Annotated in this window: 20 protein-coding genes; 3 read left to right on the forward strand and 17 right to left on the reverse strand. The window is 60.0% G+C overall.

Translation table 11 applies throughout. The features are described 5' to 3' along the window. Nucleotides 1-24 precede the first annotated feature (24 nt). From paaE to PMI09_RS22840, 12 genes are all read right to left on the reverse strand, one after another. Nucleotides 25-1,101, reverse strand: a complete 1,077-nt coding sequence (gene paaE / locus PMI09_RS22785; protein ID WP_007799988.1) for a 1,2-phenylacetyl-CoA epoxidase subunit PaaE — start codon at nt 1,099-1,101, stop codon at nt 25-27. A gap of 26 nt (nt 1,102-1,127) precedes the next feature. Then, entirely contained in the window at nt 1,128-1,652 is a 525-nt protein-coding gene (paaD, locus tag PMI09_RS22790) for a 1,2-phenylacetyl-CoA epoxidase subunit PaaD (RefSeq protein WP_007799991.1), read from the reverse strand. Between the two features lie 16 nt (nt 1,653-1,668). Next, nucleotides 1,669-2,448 carry a 1,2-phenylacetyl-CoA epoxidase subunit PaaC gene (paaC, locus tag PMI09_RS22795; RefSeq protein WP_007799993.1) on the reverse strand — a complete coding sequence of 260 codons (780 nt, stop codon included), beginning with the start codon at nt 2,446-2,448 and terminating at the stop codon, nt 1,669-1,671. Next, nucleotides 2,448-2,732 (reverse strand): 1,2-phenylacetyl-CoA epoxidase subunit PaaB, encoded by a 285-nt coding sequence (paaB, locus tag PMI09_RS22800; protein ID WP_007799995.1) that lies wholly within the window; start codon nt 2,730-2,732, stop codon nt 2,448-2,450. Before paaB ends, paaC begins: the two co-directional genes overlap by 1 nt. Nucleotides 2,733-2,832: 100 nt before the next feature. After that, entirely contained in the window at nt 2,833-3,837 is a 1,005-nt protein-coding gene (paaA, locus tag PMI09_RS22805; RefSeq protein WP_007799997.1) for a 1,2-phenylacetyl-CoA epoxidase subunit PaaA, read from the reverse strand. Between the two features lie 25 nt (nt 3,838-3,862). Then, on the reverse strand, nt 3,863-5,068 hold the full coding sequence (pcaF, locus tag PMI09_RS22810; protein WP_007799998.1) for a 3-oxoadipyl-CoA thiolase: 1,206 nt from the start codon (nt 5,066-5,068) through the stop codon (nt 3,863-3,865). A gap of 192 nt (nt 5,069-5,260) precedes the next feature. Beyond that, complete coding sequence (locus PMI09_RS22815; RefSeq protein WP_007800000.1) at nt 5,261-6,154, reverse strand: PaaX family transcriptional regulator C-terminal domain-containing protein; 894 nt, start codon at nt 6,152-6,154, stop codon at nt 5,261-5,263. 130 nt (nt 6,155-6,284) lie between these two features. Next, nucleotides 6,285-7,691 (reverse strand): HlyD family type I secretion periplasmic adaptor subunit, encoded by a 1,407-nt coding sequence (locus tag PMI09_RS22820; protein WP_007800004.1) that lies wholly within the window; start codon nt 7,689-7,691, stop codon nt 6,285-6,287. After that, complete coding sequence (locus PMI09_RS22825; protein WP_007800006.1) at nt 7,688-9,832, reverse strand: peptidase domain-containing ABC transporter; 2,145 nt, start codon at nt 9,830-9,832, stop codon at nt 7,688-7,690. Before PMI09_RS22825 ends, PMI09_RS22820 begins: the two co-directional genes overlap by 4 nt. A 39-nt stretch (nt 9,833-9,871) precedes the next feature. Beyond that, entirely contained in the window at nt 9,872-10,180 is a 309-nt protein-coding gene (locus PMI09_RS22830) for a hypothetical protein (RefSeq protein ID WP_007800008.1), read from the reverse strand. Between the two features lie 26 nt (nt 10,181-10,206). After that, entirely contained in the window at nt 10,207-11,430 is a 1,224-nt protein-coding gene (locus PMI09_RS22835; protein WP_007800010.1) for a GTP-binding protein, read from the reverse strand. 20 nt (nt 11,431-11,450) lie between these two features. Continuing rightward, nucleotides 11,451-16,160, reverse strand: a complete 4,710-nt coding sequence (locus tag PMI09_RS22840) for a DUF4082 domain-containing protein (RefSeq protein ID WP_338009972.1) — start codon at nt 16,158-16,160, stop codon at nt 11,451-11,453. Between PMI09_RS22840 and PMI09_RS32325 the strand changes: the two genes are divergently transcribed. Together PMI09_RS32325 and PMI09_RS22845 are read left to right on the forward strand one after the other, a co-directional pair. Next, entirely contained in the window at nt 16,120-16,734 is a 615-nt protein-coding gene (locus PMI09_RS32325; RefSeq protein ID WP_244423806.1) for a hypothetical protein, read from the forward strand. The genes PMI09_RS22840 and PMI09_RS32325 overlap by 41 nt on opposite strands. A 540-nt stretch (nt 16,735-17,274) precedes the next feature. Continuing rightward, the gene (locus PMI09_RS22845) at nt 17,275-18,279 is read left to right on the forward strand and encodes a LacI family DNA-binding transcriptional regulator (protein ID WP_007800016.1); all 1,005 of its coding nucleotides are present in this window, start codon (nt 17,275-17,277) and stop codon (nt 18,277-18,279) included. A gap of 33 nt (nt 18,280-18,312) precedes the next feature. On the opposite strand, the gene PMI09_RS22850 is transcribed toward PMI09_RS22845, so the two are convergent. Next, entirely contained in the window at nt 18,313-18,876 is a 564-nt protein-coding gene (locus PMI09_RS22850) for a prepilin peptidase (protein ID WP_007800019.1), read from the reverse strand. A gap of 20 nt (nt 18,877-18,896) precedes the next feature. Further along, nucleotides 18,897-20,927, reverse strand: a complete 2,031-nt coding sequence (gspD, locus tag PMI09_RS22855) for a type II secretion system secretin GspD (RefSeq protein WP_037083831.1) — start codon at nt 20,925-20,927, stop codon at nt 18,897-18,899. Nucleotides 20,928-21,285: 358 nt separating this feature from the next. On the opposite strand from gspD, the gene PMI09_RS22860 reads away from it, so the two are divergent. Continuing rightward, nucleotides 21,286-22,932 carry a GspE/PulE family protein gene (locus PMI09_RS22860; protein ID WP_244423807.1) on the forward strand — a complete coding sequence of 549 codons (1,647 nt, stop codon included), beginning with the start codon at nt 21,286-21,288 and terminating at the stop codon, nt 22,930-22,932. A gap of 6 nt (nt 22,933-22,938) precedes the next feature. Here the strand turns inward: PMI09_RS22860 and PMI09_RS22865 are convergent, their stop codons facing one another. The 3 genes from PMI09_RS22865 to PMI09_RS22875 are packed head-to-tail and all read right to left on the reverse strand — an operon-like array spanning nt 22,939 to nt 24,994. Then, the gene (locus PMI09_RS22865) at nt 22,939-23,388 is read right to left on the reverse strand and encodes a hypothetical protein (RefSeq protein WP_007800030.1); all 450 of its coding nucleotides are present in this window, start codon (nt 23,386-23,388) and stop codon (nt 22,939-22,941) included. Further along, the gene (gene gspM / locus PMI09_RS22870) at nt 23,385-23,948 is read right to left on the reverse strand and encodes a type II secretion system protein GspM (protein WP_007800032.1); all 564 of its coding nucleotides are present in this window, start codon (nt 23,946-23,948) and stop codon (nt 23,385-23,387) included. Before gspM ends, PMI09_RS22865 begins: the two co-directional genes overlap by 4 nt. Further along, on the reverse strand, nt 23,945-24,994 hold the full coding sequence (locus PMI09_RS22875) for a PilN domain-containing protein (protein ID WP_007800034.1): 1,050 nt from the start codon (nt 24,992-24,994) through the stop codon (nt 23,945-23,947). Before PMI09_RS22875 ends, gspM begins: the two co-directional genes overlap by 4 nt. Nucleotides 24,995-25,000 lie beyond the last annotated feature (6 nt).

Below are 25,000 nucleotides of genomic sequence, written 5' to 3' on the forward strand. Positions count from 1 at the left end.
CATTCCTCCCTCGATCTCGCCACCTTACTGGTCGTAGCTGACCACGACGCGGTCGCTCAGCGGATAACATTGGCAGGTCAACACGTAGCCCTGGCGGACCTCGTAGTCCTCCAGCGCATGATTGACCTCCATCTCGGTCTCGCCCTCAATCACCTTGGCCCTGCACGTGGAACAGACACCTGCCTTGCAGGCATAGGGCGCGTCCATGCTGTTCTTAAGAGCGGCCTCGAGCAGTGTTTGTCCCTGCTTCGGCATCTTGAAGACGCGGGTCGCGCCGTCGAGGGTAACTGTCGCCTCGCATGCCGCTCCCCTGTCGGCAGCGACAGCACTCTCGCTCTTTCGGCGTGCGCGGCCGGGCTGCGAGGACGCAAAGAGCTCGAACTTGATCTGCTCCTCGCGCATGCCGCGATCGCGAAGGGCGGCTGCGATCGTCAGCATCATCGGTTCGGGACCGCAGATGAAGACGGTGTCGACTGATTTGAGGTCAATCCAGTGCTTGAACAGTGCTGCGCATTTGTCAGCGTCGATACGGCCCGTGAAGAGATCGATGTCCTGGGCTTCGCTTTCCAGCACATGCAGAATGGAGAGCCGCCCAAGATAAGTATTCTTCAGGTCCTCCAGTTCTTCGCGGAACATGATCGAACTGATCTGGCGGTTCGCGTAGACGAGCGTGAAGCGCGAGCGGGGCTCGCGCGCAAGCGTCGTCTTGATGATGGACAGCACCGGCGTGATGCCGCTGCCGCCGGCAAAGCCGAGATAGCTTTTGGAGATCTCAGGTTCAATCGCGGTGAAGAATGCGCCCATCGGCGGCATCGCTTCCAGCCTGTCACCGATCCGCAATTCTTCATTCGCCCAGGTTGAGAAGCAGCCGCCATCGACCCGCTTGATGCCGACCCTCAGGACGCCTTCATCACGTCCAGCACAGATCGAATAAGACCGGCGCAGCTCCTCGCCGTCGAACTTGCGGCGGAACGTCAGGTACTGGCCCTGCGTGAAATCGAACGCACCGCGGTCCTCGTCTTGCGGAGCGAGCGTGACGACCACGGCATCGCGCGTCTCGCGCCTGACGTCGGTGACTTGAAGGGAATGGAAACGCGCCATATTGCGGACCTCACTGGGCAAAAGGGTCAGATGCACTTGAAGTAGTCGAATGGTTCAAGACAGTCGGTGCAGCGATAGCTCGCCTTGCAGGGCGTCGAGCCGAACTGGCTGATCTTTTCCGTGTTCGTCGATCCGCAGCGCGGACAGGCGATTGTCAGATTGGAGCGGCCGGACAGCCGGTCGATACGCTGGCGCAGAATGCCATCTATCGCGGTGCCGTCCACCGGCGGGGCAATGCCGTAGGTGCGCAGCTTGTCGCGACCCGCCGGGCTGATCCAGTCGGTTGTCCAGGCAGGCGAAAGCTGGCGTTCCAGCCGCAGCTTGTCGATCCCCTTTTCCTTGAGTGCCTGCTCGATATCGAGGTTGATGATCGCAGTTGCCGGGCAGCCGGAATAGGTCGGCGTCACTGTCACGACCAGTGTGTCCTCCTTCCAGGCGACACCACGGATGATGCCGAGATCGACAAGCGAGATCACCGGGATTTCCGGATCCGGGACTTCCTCAAGCCATTGCCAGACATCGGCGATCGAAGGCAAAGTCTCGGCTATCATAACCGCCTCCTTCCGGTTACCAGTTCGCGCCCGGATAGGCGCGCTGCAGGAACTGCAGTTCAGCGAGGATGAAGCCCATGTGCTCTGTATGAACGCCGCGCTTGCCGCCCTTATGCATAAAGCCGTCGGCCGGCTTCTTCAGCGTCGCTTCTGAAAGCGCGTCATCAACCAGCTCGTCCCACGCGGCCTTGAGGCTTTCGGGTTCCGGTGCAATGCCGGCCGCAGCAAGCTCGGCATCTGAGGCGTCGCCCACGAAAAGCTCGCCGGTATAAGCCCACAGATCGTCAAGCGCCTCCTGCATTCGCCGGTGGCTTTCGGCGGTGCCGTCGCCAAGACGGATGATCAGATCGCGGCTGCGATCGAGATGGTAGGCAACTTCCTTCGAGGTTTTTTCGGCGATGTCGGCGATGCGCTTGTCGGTCGAGGCGCACAGTGCCTTCAGCGTCAGGAAATGCCAGGCGTCGAACAGGAATTGACGCATCAGCGTCTTTGCGAAATCACCGTTTGGGCGCTCGACGAGCAGGACGTTGCGGAAATCGCGGGTATCGCGCAGATAGGCAAGATTGTCGGCACTGCGCCCCCTACCTTCGATCTCGCCGGCAAGGCCGAGCCAGAGCTGGGTCTGTCCGATCAGATCAAGCGCGGTGTTGGAGAGAGCAATGTCCTCTTCGAGTGCCGGCGCATGCCCGCACCACTCGGATACGCGATGACCGAGGATCAGGGTGTTGTCGCCGATCCGCGTCAGGAACTCAAAGAGTGCCGTCGGGCTGACGGTCGTATTGGAGATGGCGCTCATCACATATGCCCCACTTCATCGGGAATGTCGAAGAACGTCGGATGGCGATAGACCTTGGAGTTCGACGGATCGAACAGCGGGCCCTTGTCCGACGGTGCGCTTGCCGTGATATCGTTGGACCGGACCACCCAGATGCTCACTCCCTCGTTTCGACGGGTGTAGACGTCGCGGGCGTTGTTGACGGCCATCTCGGCATCGGGTGCATGAAGGCTGCCAACATGCCGGTGATTGAGGCCGTGCTGGCCGCGGATGAAAACTTCCCAAAGGGGCCATTCGCTGGACATCGGTGTTTCTCCTGCTTGCGACTCCTCGGCCGAAGGCCCGAAAATCGCGTACTTGTTACGATAGCAACTGCTCAGAGCGGGGCCCTGCCGGCGCCTTGATTTACTCGGCGGCGGTCCGCGCTGCGGCGTGGCGCGACGCCATCTTCTCGGCATGGGCAACGAGACCATCGCGGAACCAGGCACCGTCGTGCCACGCCTTCTGTCGGGCGCTGAGGCGCTCGACATTGCACGGGCCGTTGCCGGCGATGACGGCGAAGAACTCGGTCCAGTCAGGCTCGCCGAAATCATAGCCGCCCTTTTCCTCGTTCCACTTCAAATCCGGATCCGGTACCGTCAGGCCGAGGTATTCGGCTTGCGGGACTGTCTGGTCGACAAACTTCTGGCGCAGCTCGTCATTGGAGTTCTGCTTGATCTTCCAGGACATCGACTGGGCCGAATGCACTGATGCGTCGTCAGAGGGACCAAACATCATCAGCGACGGCCACCACCAGCGATTCAGCGCGTCCTGGACCATTTCCTTCTGGGCGGGCGTGCCCTTCACCATCTTCATCAGAATGTCGAAGCCCTGCCGCTGATGGAAGCTTTCTTCCTTGCAGATGCGGACCATGGCGCGGGCATAAGGCCCGTAGGAACAGCGCTGCAGCGGCACCTGGTTCATGATCGCCGCACCATCAACCAGCCAACCGATCGCGCCGATGTCGGCCCAGCTCAGCGTCGGGTAGTTGAAGATCGAGGAGTATTTCGCCTTGCCGCTATGCAGTTGCTCATACATCTCGTCCCGGCTGATGCCGAGCGTTTCGGCGGCACAGTAGAGGTAAAGACCGTGGCCGGCCTCGTCCTGCACCTTGGCGAGCAATATCGCCTTGCGCTCCAGCGTCGGGGCGCGGGTGATCCAGTTGCCTTCCGGCAGCTGGCCGACGATTTCGGAATGCGCATGCTGACTGATCTGGCGCATCAGCGTCTTGCGATAGCCTTCCGGCATCCATTCCTTCGGCTCGATCTTCTGGCCAGCATCGATGCGCTCCTGAAAGGCACGTTCGACCGGATCCATCTCATCAAGCGTTTTGACGCGGGCGCTGTCGGTTTTGACCATCTGTGCGTACATGGTTCGTCTCCCTTGCCTTCGCGCGTCAGACGCGCTCGAGAATGATTGCGATGCCCTGGCCGACGCCGATGCACATGGTGCAAAGCGCATAGCGACCGCCCTGACGGTGCAATTGGTAGGTTGCCGTCGTGACCAATCGGGCGCCGCTCATGCCCAGCGGATGGCCCATCGCAATAGCGCCGCCATTCGGATTGACATGGGGTGCATCGTCGCGAAGGTCCAGATCGCGCAGCACGGCGAGCGCCTGGGCGGCAAATGCCTCGTTCAGTTCGATCACATCCATCTGGCCGATGGTCAGTCCTGCGCGTTCGAGCACACGCCGGGCGGCCGGTGCTGGACCAACGCCCATGATCCGCGGCTCGACACCGGCCGCCGCCATTGCGACGATGCGGGCCCTCGGTGTCAGACCTTGCGCCTTCGCGGCCGCCTCGCTTGCGACGACAAGGGCCGCAGCACCATCGTTGACGCCCGAGGCGTTGCCAGCGGTGACGCTGAGGTCCGGGCCATTGACGCCCTTGAGCTTGGAAAGCTGATCGACGGTCGTACCGGGGCGCGGATGCTCGTCGCGGTCGACGACAACAGGATCGCCTCTTCTCTGCGGAACCTTGACGCTGACCAATTCGTCAACGAACAGGCCGGCTTCCTGGGCCGCCGCCCAGCGGGCCTGACTGCGGGCCGCGAACGCGTCCTGATCGGCGCGGGTGACGCCAAAATCGGCCGCCACATTGTCGGCGGTCTGCGGCATCGAATCGACGCCGAACTCAGCCTTCATCTTCGAATTGACGAAGCGCCAGCCGATCGTCGTGTCGTAGACGGCATTGGCACGCGAAAAAGCGCTGTCTGCCTTCGGCATGACAAAAGGCGCCCGGCTCATGCTCTCGACGCCACCGGCGATCACGAGGTCACAGTCGCCGGCGCGGATCGCCCTTGCCGCCATGCCGACGGCATCCATGCCGGAGCCGCACAGGCGGTTGACGGTGGTCGCGGGAATGGTGATCGGCATGCCCGAAAGCAGCACGGCCATGCGGGCTACATTGCGATTGTCTTCGCCAGCCTGGTTGGCGCAGCCATAGATGAGATCGTCGACCTTGCTCCAGTCGACCTCAGGGTTACGTTCCATCAGCGCAGTGAGGGGGAGGGCTGCCAGATCGTCTGCGCGAACCGCAGCAAGCGCACCGCCATAGCGGCCGATAGGTGTGCGAACGGCATCACAGATGAACGCTTCCGACATGCGCGACTTCCTCCTGCTCCCACAATACCGATCAATCTAGTATTGATTAACCGACCGATCGGTCATGTATTTATCATGCGATATGTCACAGATCAATGGATTATTTGCATAGATGTGTGATGTTTAATGTTAACGAGGAAAATTCTAGCACAAAAGACGCGCACCGACCTGAAAAGCCTCAGGAACGGAGGGCTAAATGGCCTCGTGGGCTAGCATCTCGAGGCGAAAGTCTGTTGTGGGGGTTGAAGCGGCAAGGGGGCCGGAGGCTGTCACAAAGGTGTGGGCTACGAACGCATCAGTTGCCGGTGAGAGCCGTCGATAAAGCTGTGCAAACAGCTGCCGAGCCGCTTTGCCTGGCCAGTTGTCGGGAAGTGCAGCGGCTGGCAGCCTTGGATCGTGCAGATGAACTGTGCGAAAGCGATGCACGAGGAGGAGCCGGATCGTCAGCGCCATCGCGGGCGAAAAACCGGGGGCGCTGGGCGAATCGGATAGGACGCGGAACTGCGTCAGGAATGTTTCGTATGCCTCCGCATGACCTGCAAGATCCCAATATTCGGAGGCAAACGCCTGCAAGGCATTGTGGTCCTGCGGGACGTCTGCGCGGAAAATCAAGGCAGGAATTGCGGCTGCCATCGGCCTTGCAGGACCAACTGCAAGGCGGGTGTTGAGACGCGCATGGCCGGCACGCCTGAGCGACTGCATGGCCTCTTCGACGGCCGGTCCCATCACCTGAACGAACTGCCATCCGCTCTCTTCGGGAACGCCGAAAAGCACGCGTGCGGCGGCCGCGAACTCGCTGCCGGCCGAACGCGACAGCCGGTAATAGCTGCGTCGACCCTCTCTTTCTCCGGAGAGCTGGCCGGCGGCGACAAGCCGAGAGACGGCAGTGCGCACGAGCGTTTCGCTGATGCCGACTTCTGCGCAGGTCTCGATCAGGTTGCCGATCCATGCGATGCCGCCACGCGGCTCGACGACATCGCCGTAGATTGTCACGATAAAGCCCGCTGCCTTAAGCGGGCTTTCGGCAAGAATCCGTCGGATCAGTTCGCTGGCCTGGACATCTGCCTGGTTGGTCGCTGCCGTCACCGGCTCCTCCTTGGATGGTGAGGGTGCGATCTATCATATTCAGCAGGCTGCCGCACCCCCACCGCGTCGTGGGGGGCGAAATCGCGATGCAGCCGTTGTTCGAGAGGCACCGATGGTGCCTCTCTTCGTATCACGGCTCCCGAATTGCGCTATCCAGTCCTCGCAGGATGGGATAGAGGAAGTATGAGATGACGGTGCGATGACCGACCATGATCTCGGCTGAAACGGTCATACCGGGCAAAAGTCGCACGGGCTCGTCTGAGCCTTTCAGCCTTGGATCCGCCAACGGGATACGTGCCTTGAAGTAAGGCGCGGTCGTTTGAGTCGCTGCCTCTTGCTGAGACGGCGTGAACGCGTCACGGCTCACCGTTCGAACCGTTCCCGACGCGGTACCGAATTTTTGGAACGGATAGGCATCGAACTTGATCCGCGCTTCCTTGCCCGTGGTGATGCGGCCAATGTCGCGCGTATTGACCGAGACCTCGGCCTCCAGCGGTACATTGAGAGGAACCAGCGTCACGATGGGCTCGGCCTCTCGAACCACCGAGCCGACCGAGCGCGCCGCCAAGTCGAGCACGACGGCATTGGCTGGTGCCGTTAGTACCACCATGTCGCGCCGGAGTTCCATCTTCTTCAGTTCCTCGGCGGCAGTGTCGCGCTGGCTACGCAGATCTACAAGCTGCTCCATGGCGGCGCGTCGGAAGTCTTCAATGAATGCCTGTCGATCCGCCTTGAGCTTGGCGAAGGTATGCTCGGCTTCATCGGCCTTGCCCCGGACAGCCGTAAGGCTGGTCTCAACGTCAAGACGGGCGTCACGCGATCCCAGGAGTGTTATCAAAGATCCGCTCTCGCGATCATATAGCCGTTCTCTGGCGCCTTCGATCTGCGACAGCGTTTCGCGTCGATTGGCAAGGACTGCCTCCTGGTTCCGGCTTGAGGCAATCGTCGCCGCCTGGGCCGCAATTTGCTGATCGTAGTTCTGCAACTGCGCCGCATGATAGGCGCGGCGCTGCCCAAACAACTGCATCTGAAGCAGTTCGTCGCGCGACAAGCCGGCAGTCTTGGTGTAGTCCGTGCCGTCAAGCTCGGCTTCCAGGCGTTTTACCTGGGCGTCGAGGGCTACGAATTTGGCTCGTTGCTGATCGACGTCAGACTGGCTGAACGTCGCATCGAGCGTAGCAAGCACCTGACCTTTTTCCACGATCTCCCCGGCGGTGACATTGATTGTCCGGATGATCGATGTCTCCAGCGGCTGCACCACGATGGTCGGCTGGGTCGTAATCAGCTTGCCGGGTGCGACGACGACCTCATCGATCGACGATACCGACGCCCAGACGATTGCCGCGGTAATCAGCGCAGTAATGCCGTAGAGCGTCATGCGGGCGACCCTTGGCGGCGCGCGCTCTTCAAGTTCCACAGCATCTGACTGGAACTCTGCGATTGCAGCTGGAAACGAGCGCCTGAGGGCTGGTTGCGTGACTTGGGCCGCCGTCGGAACAGGCAGGTTCTCCTTTGGTTTTTCAGCGCGCGCGTTCATGCTACCTGCCTCATCTGCTGAGACCACAGGTGACGGTATGTCATGCAGCGCGTCACGAGTTGATCATGCCTGCCGATATCGGCGATCTTGCCCCGTTCGACGACGAGGATGGCATCGGCATCGACAAGCGTGGAGAGGCGGTGCGAAACGATGACCACCGTTCGCCCGGCCGCAATCTGGCTGAGGTTCTGGCGGATGATCGTCTCGCTGTCGGGGTCAAGCGCGCTGGTGGCCTCATCCAGGATCAGGAGTTTCGGATCGGTGATGAGTGCGCGGGCTATGGCCAGGCGTTGCCTCTGCCCGCCGGACAGGTTCGAGGCGTTTTCCTCCAGCATTGTGTCGAAACCACGCGGAAGCCGTTCGATGAACTCCTCGGCGCCGGCAATACGCGCGACCTCCATGATCTCCTCGATGCTTGCATCGGGCTTTGCTGCCGCGATGTTCTCGCGAACGGTGCCACGAAACAGGAAGTTGTCCTGGAGCACGACGCCAGTACTCGTTCTCAGATGCACGAGGTCGATCTCCCGACTGTCATAACCATCCATTCGAACGATGCCCTGCTGGTTCTGATAAAGACCCTGGATCAGGCGAGTGATCGTGGTTTTGCCAGAACCGCTCTTGCCAACGACGCCAAATACCGAGCCGGCGGGAATACTGAAGGAGACGTCGTCGAGCGCAGGGGGCCCATCCGGCCCATAGCGGAACGTTACCTTGTCGAATTCGATGTTGCCTCTGAGATGCGGGCGGATGCCGCGACCGCGACCGGCTTGTTCCGGACGCTGGTTCATGATCTCGCCCAGCATACGCACCGAAAGCGCAACCTCCTGGTACTCATGCACCATCGTGACGATCTGGACAAGCGGACCCGAGACCCGCCCAGCCAGCATGTTGAATGCAACCAGCGCGCCAATCGTCATGGCGCCGCTGAAGACGTCAAGGGCACCGAGCCCGATAATGGCGACGCTCATCAGTTTCTCGAGAAGCCCGGTCATCGACTGAGCGACGGTGGAGATTTTCTCGACACGGAACCGCACGGATATCGATTGCGCCGAATAGTCATCCCAGGCGCGACGCTGGCGCGGTTCAAGCGCCAGCGACTTGACGGTCCGCATGCCGTGAACGGTTTCAACGAGCAGGGCCTGCCGGTCGCCTTCAGCCTTGTAGAGCGCCTGGAGACGGCGCTGGAATGGGCCGACAAGAAGCATGACGACGAGACCGACAAGCGCGGCAAAGCCGATGACGACGAGCGTCAGCTTCACGCTGTAGAGAAGCAGGATCGGAATGAAGACCAGCAAGGAAACGCCGTCGAGGAGCGTCAGGAAGAGGCGGCCTGTCAGAAACTCGCGAATCCTGCCGGTTTGCTGCATGTGCTTGACGAGAACACCTGCAGATGCCTGCTCGAACAAAGCGATTGGAAGATTGAGCAGATGCCCGAAGGTGCGGGTTGCAATACGGATATCGATCCTGTTCGTGGCATAGAGCAACAGGTAGCGGCGCAGGAAGCTGAAGGCAGCATCGAAGACAAGGGCGATGGCGATGCCAATGGTCAGGACCGTCAGCGTTGCATAGCTTTGATGAACCAGCACCTTGTCGATGACGAGCTGGAAGAAGATCGGGGTCATCAGGCCAAGGCCGTAGAGGACGATGGCGGCAAGGGCAACATCGCGGAAGAAGCTGCGCTGTTTGATGATCTCGGGAATGAACCAGCGGAAGCCGAAGGGCTGGTCGGCATCATTGAGACTGAAGTTTCGCTTCAGCATCACCACGGATCCACACCAGGATCTGGTGAACTGCTCCTCGTTCAGGAGAATGAAGTCAGGGCGCACGGCCAGGGGGTCGAGAACCCTGATCTTGGCCTCCTCCTCACCCATGGCGGGGCCGGCAATGACCACCCAGTTGCCGTTTTCGAGTTCCGCTAGAACCGGGAAGGCCTCCCCCAACTGGAGCAGCGCAGTCCAGGAGAGGCTGATCTGCCGTGCGCGCAGTCCAGCATCCTTGGCCATGCGCAGCAGTTGCCGGACTTCGACCGGCCGCTCGTCGACAGCATAGTCGTGCTGTAGGCGCTCGGGGGACAGATCGACGCCGTGATGGCGCGCGACGAGTGCAAGGCAGTGTAGATTGGTGTGCAAAAATGTACTCATGGCCCACCCGAGTGTCTGCGTTGAAGAGGAACTTTTTGGTCAGTTGAAATTGGGTGAGGCGTTTACCGCGCTACCCGACGGTTGGATGATTTCAGCCTTCGGGCTTGATGGCTGATCGTTGATACGGCGCACGGCACCGGCCTCGACCAATCCACCCAGTGCCTTCTGCATCAGGTCGACTGCGTTTGCAAAAGCGTCGACCGGCATGATGATGCGCTGGCGGAAGACGGGCTTCGGGTTGTTGCTCGCATCGCGCTCGGTGGCCGACAGCGACATCAGATCGATGCGCACGATGGTGCCGGTGATGGTGATTTCGCCAATTCCGTCTGCATAGAGTTCATTGCTCATTGTCGTCTCCTCGTTTTGATGAGTGATCATGGATGGTGATGCTGCGCGTGTTGCCAGGCCGGGAACGGATCCGTGAGACCTCTGCCGAGATCGGGGTCAAAGCTTGCCTCTTCTCCGATCAGGCAGTCGTCGAGCGCGGCGCTGATTGCCTGCTGATCGAAGCCCGCGCCAATGAACACGAGTTCCTGGCGGCGATCGCCCCAGACTGCGTCCCAATGGCGGTCGAGCAGCTGGCGGAATTGCGGATAACGTGGCCAATGTGCCTTTGACACGCTCGCCCACCAGAAGCCCTTTGTGTCGGTGCGCCGCTGTGTGCCGGCGATGGAAAGCAGGCCGATTTCGTTCGGTCGTGTTGCCAGCCAGAAGTGCCCCTTGGCGCGGATGAGGCCCGGCCACTGCTGCGCGAGAAAGCGATCGAGTGCAGCCGGGTCGAAGGGGCGGCGTGCGCGATAGACGAAGCTCGAAATACCGTACTCTTCGGTTTCTGGGACATGATTGCCCCAACCGTAGAGCTCCTTGTGCCAGTACGGGTGACGAGCAGACTTCGCCTCGCTGAAAAGACCGGTATCCAGAATGGTGGAAAGCGGCAGATCGCCGAAGTCCGTCTCGATGACACGGGCATCGGGATTAAGCGCGGCAACGATCTGGTGCACCATCGCGCGTGTTTCTAAACTGACCTCCGAGACCTTGTTGATCACAACGACATCGGCAAACTCGATCTGTTCCACGAGGAGATCGACGAGTATTCGTTCGTCATCGGTGTCACGAGTTTCACCGCGATCACTGAGGAAATCTGCGCTCGAGTAATCCGCCAGGAGGTTTGCCGCGTCGACGACGGAAACCATCGTATCCAGCCGCGCGACGTCGCAGAGCGCACTGCCATTTTCGTCGCGGAAGGAAAATGTGGCGGCGATCGGCAGAGGTTCGGCGATCCCGGTGCCCTCGATCAGCAGGTAGTCGAAGCGATCATCGGCAGCAAGCCGACGCACCTCGCTCAAGAGATCGTCGCGCAGCGTGCAACAGATGCACCCATTGGTGAATTCAACCAGCGTTTCATTGGTGTGCGAGAGGTTGGCGCCGCCATCACGAACGAGCTCGGCATCGATGTTGATCTCGCTCATGTCGTTGACGATGACAGCGACCCGGCGACCCTCCCGGTTACGCAATACATGGTTGAGGATGGTTGTTTTTCCCGCGCCGAGGAAACCCGCCAAAACCGTTACTGGGAGGCGCTTGTCGCCACCTGTCATTGATACTCCCCCACCCGCTGTTACGCTGCGAGCTGCTGCCTGAATGCCACGTCCACATAGTAGTTGGTGCTGTTGAATGTACTTGTCGGGAACAGCCCGCTGGAGCCGTAGCCATAGACGCCGTTGCCACCACTGAGCGCTGACGACATGGCCTGCAGGTTGCCGTTTGTCGTGCTGTCAGCGAAGTAGTTGCCTGTTGCCGAATAGTTGCCGTTGGTGCTGTAGGAGACGACGTATGTCGTACCGGCATCGATTGCGACCTGTTGCGAGAGATTGACGGACTGCCAACCGCTTGCGCTCTCGTTGGTGAAGGTCGCGCTTGCAAGCAATGTGCCGCTTGCCGTCCACAGATAGCCCGTATGGGGTCCGGTATTTTCCTCGCTCTTGTAGAAGCGAATACCGGTGATCCAGCCGGCTGCATCCGATTGGAACTTCATGCCGAGATTGACCGGGCTGCTGTCGTTGACCGAGCTGATTGCGGGGGTCGTGCCGGCGGCAAAGACATTTTGCTCGGGACCCTGGTTGGTCACGCTAACCGCGACATTGGCCGTTGAGGTCTGGCCTTGAGAATCCTTGATCGTGTAGTCAAAGCTGGCTGCACCGGAGTACCCGGCCAGGGGGGTGAAGGTGATCGCGCCGGATTGGCTGTCGAAAGCCACCGTACCATTGATCGCGTTGGCAACGCTGGCAACCGAGATCTGATCCCCGTCAGGATCGCTGTCATTGGCAATGAGGCTTGATGCCTGGATGACGACCGGCGTTCCAACCCCCGTGGAAATTCCATTGTCATTGACGGCAACCGGCGCAGTGTTTTGTGACGACTGTTGATAGAGGACGTCGACCCAGTAGTTGGCCGAATTGTAGGTCGCGGTTGGAAACAGGCTGCCGCTTCCGTATCCGTAGACGCCATTTCCGCCGCTTTCCGAACTGGACGGCGCTGTCAACACACCGTTGCTATGGCTCGTCGTGAAGTAGTTGGGCGTCGCTGCATAAAAGCCATTCGAATGATAGCTTGCGACATAGGTCACGTCTACAGAAATGCTAACCGGCTGCGAGAAGGTGACGGTCTGCCAGCCGCTTGCCGTTTCGTTGGTGAAGGTTGCCGTCGCGAGAAGTTGGCCGGTGCTGCTCCAGAGTGAGCCGATATGGGTGCCGACGTCCTGAGCACTCTTATAGTAGCGCAAGCCGGTGATTTCGCCGCGTGCAGATGCCACGAACTTGACGCCCAATTCAACGGAGGAGGAATCGTTCTCGGCGGCAGTACTTGGTGTGTCCGTGGTGGCAAATAGGCCCGCACCGCTGGCTTGGGCTCCGACGTTGAGTGAAACAGTGGCTGTCGACGTTCCACCGCGACCGTCGGAAATCGAGTAGCTGAAGCTTGCCGCGCCTACGTAATCTGTCGTCGGTGTGAAGACGACGGAGTTGGTTTGGCTATCAAATGCCACAGTGCCATTTGTTGCGCCATTCGCCCCCGTGATCGTCAGCCCATCGCCGTCAGGGTCCGTGTCATTGGCAAGCAGACTTGCCGCCGCGATTGACAGGACCGTGTTCGAATAGGTGGTGAACCCGTTGTCGTTGGCCGCAACCGGCGCACTATTGACCGTTGATTGGTTGAATACGACGTCGACCCAGTAATTCGCTGCCTGGTAGCTGGATGTGGGGAACGTCGTGTTCGTCCCATAGGAGAAAACGCCGTTGCCGCCACTGGCAGAGCTTGCCAAGGCCGTCAGCGCGCCGCTGGTGTGGGCAGTCGAAAAGTAATCGGTGGTTGCGACATAATTGCCCGTCGTATGGTAGGAAGCAATGTAGGTCGTTCCGGCCGTAATCTGGATCGGCGAGGAGAACTTGGCCGTCTGCCAACCGCTCAGGGACTCACTTGTGAATGTGACTGTGCCGATCAGCGTGCCGTCCGCAGCCCATATTGAGCCGGTGTGGGCGCCTGTATCACCGGCAGCCTTGTAGAAGCGAATGCCGGTGAGGGTCCCGCTTGTCGAGGCGGTAAACTTCATGCCCAGTTCCAGCGGAGCATTTTCATGGATACCGGCGCCACTCGGGCCTTCGCCGGGCTGGAACAGTGTCTGGCCGACCGGTCCTTCTTCGACGGTCAGACTGACGTTGCCTTCGTCGGTGCCACCGCGCCCATCAGAAAGTGTGTAGTTGAAGCTTGCCGGGCCGGTGTAGTTCGCATTCGGTGTGAAGATGACATTGCCTGTCTGTGTATCGAGCGAGACCGTGCCGTTCGTGGCATTCCCGACCGCCGAGATGGTGAGCGCGTCACCGTTTGGATCGACGTCGTTGGCAACAAGCGAAGCGATAGAAATCGTCAGCGTACCGTTGCGGGAAATAGAGAAGCCGCTGTCATCGGTGGCAACCGGGACGCTGTTCGGACCAGCGTCGAAAATGACGTCAACCCAATAGTTGGAGCCTCCTGGGCTATTGCCCGGGAAGGTGCCGGCACTGGTACTGTAAGCATAGACACCACCACCATCGACGGCCTTCAGCGCTCCATTGCTGTATGTCGAACCGAAATAGTTCTCGGTAAGGGAGAAGAACCCGTTGCTATGATAGGATGCGACATAGGTCGTGCCAGCCGAAATGGCGATCGGGCTGGAGAACATGACGGTCTGCCAACCCGAGAGTGACTCGTTGACGGAGACGCCGGTCGCAATCAGCGTTCCGGTGCTGGTCCAGAGACTGACGACATGTTCGCCAGTGTTATAAAAGCCCTTGTAGAAACGGACACCCTGTACAAAGCCGCCCGTTGTAGCCTGGAAGCGCACGCCAAGCTCCACGGGATCGCGATCGATCGCGGTTTCCACGGTCGGCTTTGATGCAAGCGTCCACAGACTTGATGTCGCCGGCAGGACGACGGTGACCTGCTTGCCGACGGAAGGGGTTTCCATGTTGACGCTGTCATCGACTGCGCGCGACATGATGGTATACGTGCCGCTTGCCTGCACATTCCAGCTGTAGCTCCAGTTCTCGCGGCCGGTGGCCTTGAACCAGTGTTGCCCGCCGTCCGTGGAAACTTCGATGCCGGCAATGATGCCGCCACCGAAATCCAGGGCCGTGCCGGTGATCGTAACATGCTGTCCTTCGACAAAGCTTGCGCCAATGACCGGCGAGGTGATCGTCGATGTTGGCTTTAGAGTATCTGTCGACTGCGTTGCCAAAATCAGGCTGGCATCCAGAGTGGTCGGCTGGATACCCATGTCCGCGAACATGTTGACCATGGCCTGCTGGACGTTCGGATCTGTTGGCGTTGCTGCCCCCTCATGCTGGTCGTTCAGACCCCAGGACCAGAAAACGGTGCCTGCGCCAAAGACCAATGCGCCGCTTTCTGCCCGGTACATCGTCAGGCTGTGTTCAACCACGGCGTCGCCAACTGTTGTCCCGTAGTCACGCAAATAGCTGCTGACCGACACGCTGGAGAGCGAAAGGTTTATCAGGCCGTCCGGTCGAAACCCGTTTTGGACGTCGGAATCCCACTCGTAGCCGAGCAAATTCTGCACGAGATTGTACGTTTCTCCGGGCTGGAGGTTGGCGACATCGGTGTTTCGCCAGAAGCGCAGGTTCGAGTAATCATAAGGGATGGAGATTGTATCCAAACGGTAGCCGTCGACGGTAAACATGGTGCCGGTGAGGGAGTTTTCCGGCTCCTGTCCTGGGTCGGCGTAGCGCGGATCGCGCCAGGTCCCAGTGCCGATGTTGCTCGGATCAGTGCTGGTTCCCCAGGTTTCCTTGTAACAGACCATCGTCCGATAAGCTTGGCCGTTGCCGTCAATGCTGCTTTCCCAGCGGACCTTCCAGTAGCATTCGTTGCCGCTCCAGAATGCGAGGTTGACGCCGCTGTCGCGTGCGGCCTCGACATTGGCGCGCTGCTCGGCAGACCAGTATTCGTCGTGCCCGACCGACAGGTAGGCCTGGTGGTTGAGCAGCAGGCTGCCATTTCGGGCGGCATCGACGCCCGTGACGTAGGATACGTCGTAGCCATTCTGCTCCAACCACTGGATAGCGGAATGCTCGACGCCGAAAATGAAGTCGTGTGTGCCGCCAATCGGGCTGGTGTTGGTAATAATCGGTCGATTGTAGCTGATCGCAGATGCACGACCGATCGCCGTCAAACCGCAGCTGCAGTTCGGAGGCAGGTATCCGATCATATTTGCAGGATCAGTCGGAACCTCTCCGTAGTAGAGGCTTGCTCCACCCCAGGCATTGTAGGCCTGCCAGGTGGTGTCTGAGGTCTGGAAGACGATGTCGCTCGTTGAGGCGTCGTCACGCACGACGAACGGAATGATGCTTGCGTCTTCCGTGCCGTCCTCACGCACCAGCTTGGCGATATAGACACCTGATACAGCGTCTGCCGGGATCTGCCAGCTCGCCGATACCGACCAGTTGCCGCAGTCGATCAAACCGAGGGACATATCTACGATTGGGTGAGGCTGGATTTGCGCTGTCGTCAGCGATTTGTCGATCGAGGCAACTTTGCGCGCACCGTCGCCGCCATAATAGCCCAAGCGATAGATGTCGATGCGGTAGTGGGTCGAATCTGTGGCAATCTTGAAATCGACGGTCTGGCCGACATTGGTGCTGATTTCGGTTGCAAAGCCTTGGATGGTGCCGCCGCCGTCACCGTCAATGCCCCATTCGCTGATCGGATTGCCCTGCTTCATGTTTTCGAGAGCGGTCTTGTTCAGCGTGACGGGAGCAACTGGAGCCACTGTCGTCACTGTGGCCACCGCGGATGAACTATCCTGCTCTGGAGCAACAACTGCAGCCACTGTCGTCACTGTGGCCACCGAGGCCGTTGTCGCCATGGTCGCCGGCGCGGATGAACTATCCTGCTCTGCCGTTCCGATACTTGTAATCGCAAAGCTCAAGACCGGAATACTCGATGTGTCACTCACGTCTGAGACAGTGAGCGTGGCAGTGGGAGCATCCGACAAATCGGGCTCCACAGACGTCGTGGCGATGAGCGTGGAGGGGTCGGGAGGCAGGACGGTGCGTGGCTTTGTTGCCGGTTGTGGATCCGTCGTCGAAGAACTTGTTGTCGACGTTGCGGCGTCGCCCAAAGCGAATTCGGCACCGCTGGGCGAGTCGAGAGGAGAGACGGCACCTGCTGCCGGCGACACCTGCGGCGCTGTGGCATCATTCGTCAAAGGAGATGTCGTCGTCTGGGATCCCGTGAGTGAGACGCTCACCGAGCCAACAGCGTCCAGATCGGCAATTGGCCGGTCGCCGCCGACTGACGAACCTACTGTTGCGTTCACGAGAAGAGCGCTGCCCGTTGCGGCTGCGCTGTAAACACTCGAGGTGCCACCGTACGCGCTCAAATAATCGCGGTTCTTGATGTTAATCCTCAGCATTTAGAACGCCCCCAATCGCAATGCGACATGTGTCCAGAGGCACTATCCTGTCATGTTTATGGCGAGAGAGAACGACAGTAATCTGCGGTATGCTGCATGGCGGGCCATACCCCGATAGGCTTATTCATGCGTGTGGGAGGAAAACCGACCGGTTACTGTCTGCAGCCAATTGTCGGAAATAGACCGCTTATGGTTGCGATCGGCATCGTTCCTTTGACGATCCGCGAACTGGCCCAATAGCTTCACCATTTTCACGCGGATCATCGATTGGCCTTTCGTCTTTTTCGGAGCGCTTCCTTCGTTCCCGCCACGACGGTACCACGTTGGCTCTTGTTGCAATCGCGTGCAGGCGCAGGTTTGGCCCCGCAGATAGGCTCAACACACTTGTTCATAAAAGTTTCATACGGCGCTGCTGAGCCAGGTGCTTGCACGCTGTTGCAGCAATGTGCAGAGTTGTTGCAAACGGAGATTGAACCGCGTGTCGGAAAAGGTGTTTGTAAGCGCCCAGGAAGTCGCAGACAGGGCAGGGGTTTCACGATCCGCCGTATCGCGGACGTTCACGCCGGGTGCCAGCGTTTCAGCGCAAACGCGACGGCGCGTTCTCGAAGCTGCCGAAGCGCTTGGCTACCATGTCAATGAGCTTGCGCGCGGTCTCATGCGCAATGAGAGCGGCATCGTCTGTCTGATCGTCTCCGATGTCGCGACGCCGTACCGTTCTGCACTGCTGCGCGAAGTGACGTTGCTGCTCCAAAATAGCGGCAAGGTCGCGATGCTGATCAATACGGACCGCTCGGACGGCAGTGTCGACCACGCTCTTCGTCAGGCGATCCGCTATCGCGCTGATGCCTCGATCATCCTCTCGGGCATGCCTGACAAGTCCATCGTGCAACTGTGCTTGCGCAACGGACAGCGGCTTGTCCTCATCAATCGCGACGACGAGCAGCCCGGTCCTTTGCGGATCAACCTTGACGATGACGAGGCGGGCGGACGCGTGGCTACGGCCTTCGTCAGAGCCGGATGCCGAACGCTGGCCTTTGCCAATTCGGAAGTGGGAACACCGAGTTTGATGGCCAGAGAGCGCGGGTTTGTTGCAGCGGCCGCCGCGCTCGGGATGGAGGTTTCCGTCGAACGCCACGGCTGGACGGGCTATGAGGCGGGAAAAGTCCTGGCGCAGCGAATGCTGACGCGCACCGAGCGGCCGGATGCCGTCTTCTGCGCAACCGATCTCCTGGCTTGTGGCTTCATGGATGCCGCCCGCCATCAATTCTCGATCTCGGTGCCGGGGCAGCTTTGCATTGCCGGCTTCGACGATATCGAACAGGCCGCATGGTCTTCTTATGACCTGACAACCTTCGCCCAGCCGATTTCGGCGATTGCTGCCAGGGCGGTCGAGTGGCTTTCGCATCCCCAGCCAGAAAATAGTGAGCAGTCGATCCGGCTTCATGCCGAATTGGTTTGGCGGGGCTCGATCAGAGGCGGCTAGAGCGAGCCAACAAGGGAATGGCGGGTGTGTACTTCAAGGAAGGGTGATCTCGCCCCATTGCGCCAAGTACCAGCCGAGCCAGATTGCCGGCGCCAGAAATGACGCGTAGGGAATACGGGCCGTTGCCCGCCAGTGGCCCTGACGCCTGGTTCTGACGAGGACAAAGAGAAGCGCAGCCAGGGTTGCGAAGAAGACGACCAAGGCAAATTGCTGCCAGCCTACCCATATCCCCGCCGCCGCCGCCAATTTGATATCGCCGAGCCCCAGCCCCTCCATGCCACGAAGCCTGAAATAGGCCTCCCGTACGAGCAGCAGCGCGCCCCCGGTCAGCGCCGCATCTATGATGACGGTGAGAAGGGATCGTACGGCATCCGAGCCCAAAGGATCGATACCGAGGTGAAAGACAGCGATTCCCACCGCCGCCAACGCGATATTCATAGAGTCACGGACCCTGAAATTCCGCCAGTCCTCGATCGTGACTGATGCCATCATGGCGGCAAGCGCTGCGGCGAGAAACGCACGGGGCAGTGGCAGTGTCGTCCATCCGATCGCAAGTGCCGCCAGTGTTACCAAAGCGACTGCCGCCAGATCGGTCATGATGGTCCTTCGCCACGGCACTATTTGATCTTACGCCCGCCCATGCCCCACATCTTTGATTGCAGCTCCTGGGCAACACTCTGCGCGTCTCGCCCGTCGCGAATGACCATCGGCCGGATCAAAATCAGGAGCTCGGTCCGCGTATTGGCGCGGTTCTTGCTGCCGAACAGGTTGCCGACGACCTTCATCCGGTTGAGGCCCGGGATACCGTCCTTTGCGCGCTGTGCCTGTTCGCTGATCAAGCCGCCGAGTAGGACGGTCTGGCCGTCGACGACGGAAACAGAACTGGAAATGCTCCGGTTGGAAATTGTCGGCGTCAGGCTGTCCGGCGACGAAGACGAGGAGATCTCCTGTTCAATGCGCATCGCCACGACACCGTTCTCAGCAATTCGTGGACGCACATTCATTATGATGCCGGTATCGCGATATTGCACCTCGTTACTGACAGGCGCGTCGGCCGAATCGACCGGTGTGACGGTGCGTGTGATGATCGGGATCTGGTCGCCGACCTGAAAGCGCGCAACCTCGTTTTCTAGCACGACCAGGGATGGCGACGAGAGAATCTGAACGTCGGTGACCTTATCCAAGGCGCTGATGATAATATCCGGGCTGCTTTCGCTGCCCAAAACGAAGTTGAAACCGGGCACTTCGCGCGCGATGTTGTCGGCCAGGACGTTGAAGAGCCCAACCGAACCGTTGTCGCTTCCGGCTCCAAGGTGATGACTCTTGACGAAGTACTGGACGCCGAAACGCATATCGTCGGTCAAGCGCACCTCGGCCATCGTCACGCTGATTGCGACCTGCAGCTGCGGCACATCTATCCTAGTCAGCGCTCCGAGCACCCGCTGGCGCATTTCGAGATCGCCGTAGATCACGATCGAATTGTTCGAAGGGTCAGCGCGAATGCGCACGGCGTCAGCACCCAGTTCATTTGATGTCGGCGCACCGAAGCGCGCAGGATCTATCTCGGCCGTGTCGGTTCCAGCGCCGGTGGCTGTGCTCGCCGCTGTTGGGGCAGCAGCCGCATCGGCCGTCTCAGGCGAAGCTTCGCCCGCCGCCGGCTTTTCCCCGTTTTCCGTGTCGTCGCCACTCGAAAACAGCTTTTGCAGGAGTTCGGCAATCTTCGTCGCGTCCCGGTATTTCACGCGGTAGACGTGAACGCTTTGGCCGAAGTCAGGGTTCTCCCGGTCCAGCCGACGGACCCAGGTCTGCGCACGCTCAGCAAGCGTGCGGGTTTGCGACACGGCCAGGATCGCGCGAAGCCGAGGCATCGGCATGAACTGAATTGCGCCGGTTTCCGTGCCCTTGGCTGCAAAAATGCGTTCGAGCTCGGGAATGACGGCCTCCGGGCGGGCATTCTGCAGGGGCAAAATGGCGACGGCCTGATCCTTCATCCAGTCAACGTCGAACGCGCTTGCCGTTTCCAGCGCTGCCTGACGATCAGCGCCGCTTCCGGCGATAACGAGGAGGTTCCGCGTTGTTTCCACGCGAATTGCGCCCGGCCTTGCGCCGAAACCGTCGATCAGTCGGGCCAATGTTTGTGCGCCAATGTACCGGACGGGAATGATCGTGAGCCCGAAGCCCGGCCCGCTTCCCCTCATGCTTGCCTGACCTGCCACCGCCGAACCGGCCTCGACGATCTGGTAGGTGTTGTTGCGCCGGACGAGATCGGCGCCGTTCATGCTCAAAAGGGTTTCCAGGATCGACAGCAGCTCGCCCTTTTCCACCGGGCGGGCGGTCGAGAGCGTCACGCTGCCCGATACCTTCGGATCGATCGTATAGGTCTGGCCAAGGGTATCTCCAAGGATCACCTGCACCACGTCCTTGAGGTCGGCGCCCTGGAAGTTCAGGTTCACTTCGTTTCCGGTGGCAGGCGTCTGGCCCGTGTGCATGGGATCAACGACGCCATCACCCGGGGTCACATAGGTAACACCCTGAACGGAGCTGGGCCTGCCTCCATTGCTCGCTGCTGCCATCCCGTCGGGACGCGGCGAGCGAGCCGAGAGGTCGGCATTGGTCACAGATCCGAGGATGGACTTGGAACTATCCATCGAGCCGTGATCGGGTAGCACGCATCCAGTGGCCAAAAGACACCATCCGAAAAGCAATCCTGCCCGACCAATTGTATTGCTAGGTTTCATCTCCCCTCGACTGATTCTCCAGCTTTCAGTGGTTGAGCCTAGCATTTTTCAGAGGGGGCACTATCGTCTAATGGCGGCTATTCACATCTTACGGTAGGCGGCGTGCTAGGGCCTTCTTCGTTACGGCAAAGGTTGGCATGGACTTGCCGTTGAACTTCGCGGAAGCTGTCCTCATCGCTCACCGCAGGGAACGTGGGCAGGAGACCCAGGGCGAGAGCTCGAAATGGCTGCCGCAATGACTTCGATCGACTTTGTCCGATACCTCACAATGAACGATGACCTCATCGGGCCATCCGAGCGGTTGTCGCTTGAGCGAATGCTCAAGGACCCGCCTTCGAGCTACAGCGGGCTTTGGGAGACGGGCATTCTTTCAGGGGATCAACTCGCCAAGGCGATTGCTGAATTTCACGGGCTCGCTCGTGCTGCCGTTGACCAGATCGAGTTCCGTCCCGAATTTACCGAGGACCTGTCGCCGCGATTTCTTCGTGCAGCTTGGGCCCTTCCAGCGCTCGAAAGAGGCCAGCAGATCCTTGTCATAGCCGACCCGACGCGCGAGGAGGCCATCGAGGCCGCGTTGGCAGCCCTCGGGCAACGCGTGGAAATGAGGGTCGCGACATTCGAAGAAATGGCGATGCTCTTCGAACGCTTGCTTTCCAAGGATCGGACACCTGCCTTAGCGGCAACCGAACGAGCAGCCGCGCGTCCGGAGAGCACGGACGAGGATCTTGATCGCCTTCATGATCTCGCCAGCGGCGCGCCGATCGTTCGGGCCGTCGACCAGTTGCTGGAGACCGCGCTCAACCTGTCTGCAACGGACATCCATATCGAGCCGCAACCGGATGGCGTGCGGTTGCGAATGCGCGTCGATGGTATGCTGAGGACGATGCAGCCGCTTTCGAACGACATTGCACGAGGTGTCGTCTCGCGCATCAAGATCCTTGCGGGTCTTAACATTGCCGAGCACCGGTTGCCGCAGGATGGGCGTGCGCGGATCACGATTAACACCACGCGCGCCGATTTTCGTGTGGCGACGATGCCGACGCTGCATGGGGAGGCGCTTGTGGCGAGAATTCTCGTCAAGGGTGCCGAGGCTCTCGATCTTTCGCGCCTCGGCATGGCGCCGCGCGATTTTTCGATTTTGAGCACGCAGGTTGCCGAACCGCATGGCCTGATCGTCGTTGCCGGCCCGACCGGTTGCGGCAAGACAACGACGCTGACGGCGGCGCTGTCGAGCCTCAACAGTCCCGAGCGCAAGATCATGACGATCGAAGACCCGATCGAGTATCAGATCGCCGGTGTCAGCCAGACTCAGGTGAAGCCGTCGATCAACCTGACGTTTGCAAATGCGATGCGCTCTTTCCTGCGCCAGGACCCCGATATCATGATGGTCGGCGAGATGCGCGACAGCGAGACGGCGTCGATCGGCATCCAGGCGGCCCTCACGGGCCACCTGGTGCTGACGACCCTACACACGAACAGTGCGGCAGACGCGATCATACGACTAATGGATCTTGGCGTCGAAACCTTCCTCCTTGCGTCCGCCCTTAGGTGTGTCATTGCCCAGCGGCTTGTCCGGAGGCTCTGCGAACGCTGCAGGTCGCCTGTGGCCGATGGCGCGGGCGTTGAGCATGCCGCCCTTACACGCCGCGGCTTCGTATCGCGCCCCGGAGACACTTGTTTCCGAGCGGTCGGCTGTCCTTATTGCGGCGAGAGCGGTTATCGCGGACGCATCGGAATTTTCGAGGTTCTGCCTGTTGATGCCGAGTTGAGCGGGCTGATCCGTGAGGACGTCGATCCGCAGAAGATCCAGGCTGCAGCTGTGCGCGCCGGCATGACCACGATGCTCGACGATGGCTTTGCGAAATACCGCAAGGGCATCACCTCGATCGAGGAGGTCCTGCGCGTTACGGTTTGAGTGGCGCTACTGGGTCGGGGCAAACATCCGGTAGTCCTGGTGCTGGCCATTCTTCTCGAGCTGGACGGTGCGATTATCGACGATGGACACCACCCAGTTTTGAAGCCTGTCGCCGCTCTTCAAGCGATGGATCTGGCCGCTTACGGGGTCCTGAAGGAGCGCCTGGCGTTTTCCGCTCGCCGAAATTATTCCAACGAGCTTCATCTGAGGCGGCGATACAGATGCTTCCGATATACTCGCAACCACAGGGGCAGCTTCGGCGATCGGCTCGTCGATGACTGGAGGCTGCCTTAGCGGTGAAAAAAGCGGATGAAGCCGTGTCGCCTTAAGCTTGTCCAGTGTAACACCGCTCAGCCATGGTGCTGCTGTGTCCGGCTCTGATTGCGACAAGGCCGCTTGCACTATCGCCAGCACGATGACGCCTGTCGCGGTACCAAGTCTTGCCCGACCGTTCACAGCTTGCTCCTTCGCCAATAGCCCTCAACCGAGGCCGAAACGCGCAGAGAAGGCGGCTCTTTATTGTCTACGCTCGATTCGGCGCTCTCGATAGTGATGGATTTGAAGACGAGCGCTGTCCGGTTGCTTTCGGTGGCAAAGAGAATTTGCTGCAACGGCTCTGTCGTGGTCTCAAAAAGAACGCGCATTTCGACGGTGCCGTCGTCGGACGCACCTTCCGCCGGCTCCACGAATTCAAACTGAGCAATCTTTGCTCCGGTTTGACTGATCATTTCAGTCATCAGCCGTTGCAACTCGGCACCAGCGACAGCGGAAGTATCGCCCGCCAGGTAGATTGCGGCGCCATCTCCATCTGCATCGTTTGCGCTGCTGTCTTCGAGCGCTGCCAGCTTGGCTTTCAGCGCGTCGAGGGACAGTTGCTGTTCGGCATTTGCTTGTGACAGGTGGCGTGCTTCCATCAAGCTCCATGCCGCAATAGCGCCCGGAACCAAAAGCAGAGCTGCAAGGACCGCAATGACGGCCGCCCTAACGTTCTTCGCGGTACCCCTTTTGCGGTTCATGGTGTTTTCGCTCCCACAAGACGGGCCAGGATTTCAAACCGCTCCTTGCCGTTGTCGCCATCACGGACGACCGGCGCGGAGAAATTTGCCGCTTCCAGCATATCCGAGTCCTCGATGACCCTGATCAGGCTGGCAGCATCGGTTGAAAACCCTGCAATCCGCACATCCCGATCGGCAACATCAAGTGTGGTCAGATAGGTGGTTTCCGGAATGATTTTCGACAGCTCATCCATCAGGACGACCATGGGGGCCTGATCCCATTTGCGCGCGAGCTTCACGCTGGAGCTGTCCGCCTGCTCGGCCTTCTGGCGAGCTTTATCGATTGTGCTGCGAAGACTGACGAGCGAGGCTTCGATTCGCTTGGCTTCCTGGGTCTCTTGGTAGAGCCGCCAGCCGCCGACCGTGATCATGAATGTCCCGATGGCTGCCAAGACGCAAAGGGAAAGGAGCGCGATGCGCGAACGCCGCTCCGTGAGCGCCGCTTTCGCGCCCGGTAGTAAATTGATTGCACTGGCTTTTCCGAGCGGATCGGCCGCCAGGCCGACGACAACGGGCTTGATGCCCGCGGCACTGAAGGGGTCGATTGCCGACCGCATCGCGGACAGGGAGACAGCAACGACCCGCAGGTGGAGCTGATCAGAAGGGCTTGCCGCCTCGTCGTCCTGCAGGTCGTAGTCGAACGTCATCCTGTCCGCAGGCCAGGGAACAAGCTGTTCGAGCTGGTGACGGATGATTGCATCGATATGATTTCTGCTGGCCGCCGGAAGCGTGAGGGATCGAACGACCGCACGATCGGCGCCAAGGCGCACTTCGACCGGTTGATTTCCGACGACCTTGCTGAGCCAGGTGAGATCGTCACGCGGTCCATCGGCTTTGTGGATCGGTCCCGCCCTCGAGGCGCGATAGCAGACAAGCTTGGTCGGCTCTTCGACAACGAGGAATGTCCCACGATTTCGGCGGGGGATATTGGCTGCTGCCTGCCAGGAAACCATCTCGCCCAGCAGTGCCGAACCGCTGCGTCTGATCGATGTAGCAAGGCCGGTCATTCGATA

The organism is Rhizobium sp. CF122 (assembly GCF_000282035.1).
Taxonomy (GTDB): domain Bacteria; phylum Pseudomonadota; class Alphaproteobacteria; order Rhizobiales; family Rhizobiaceae; genus Rhizobium.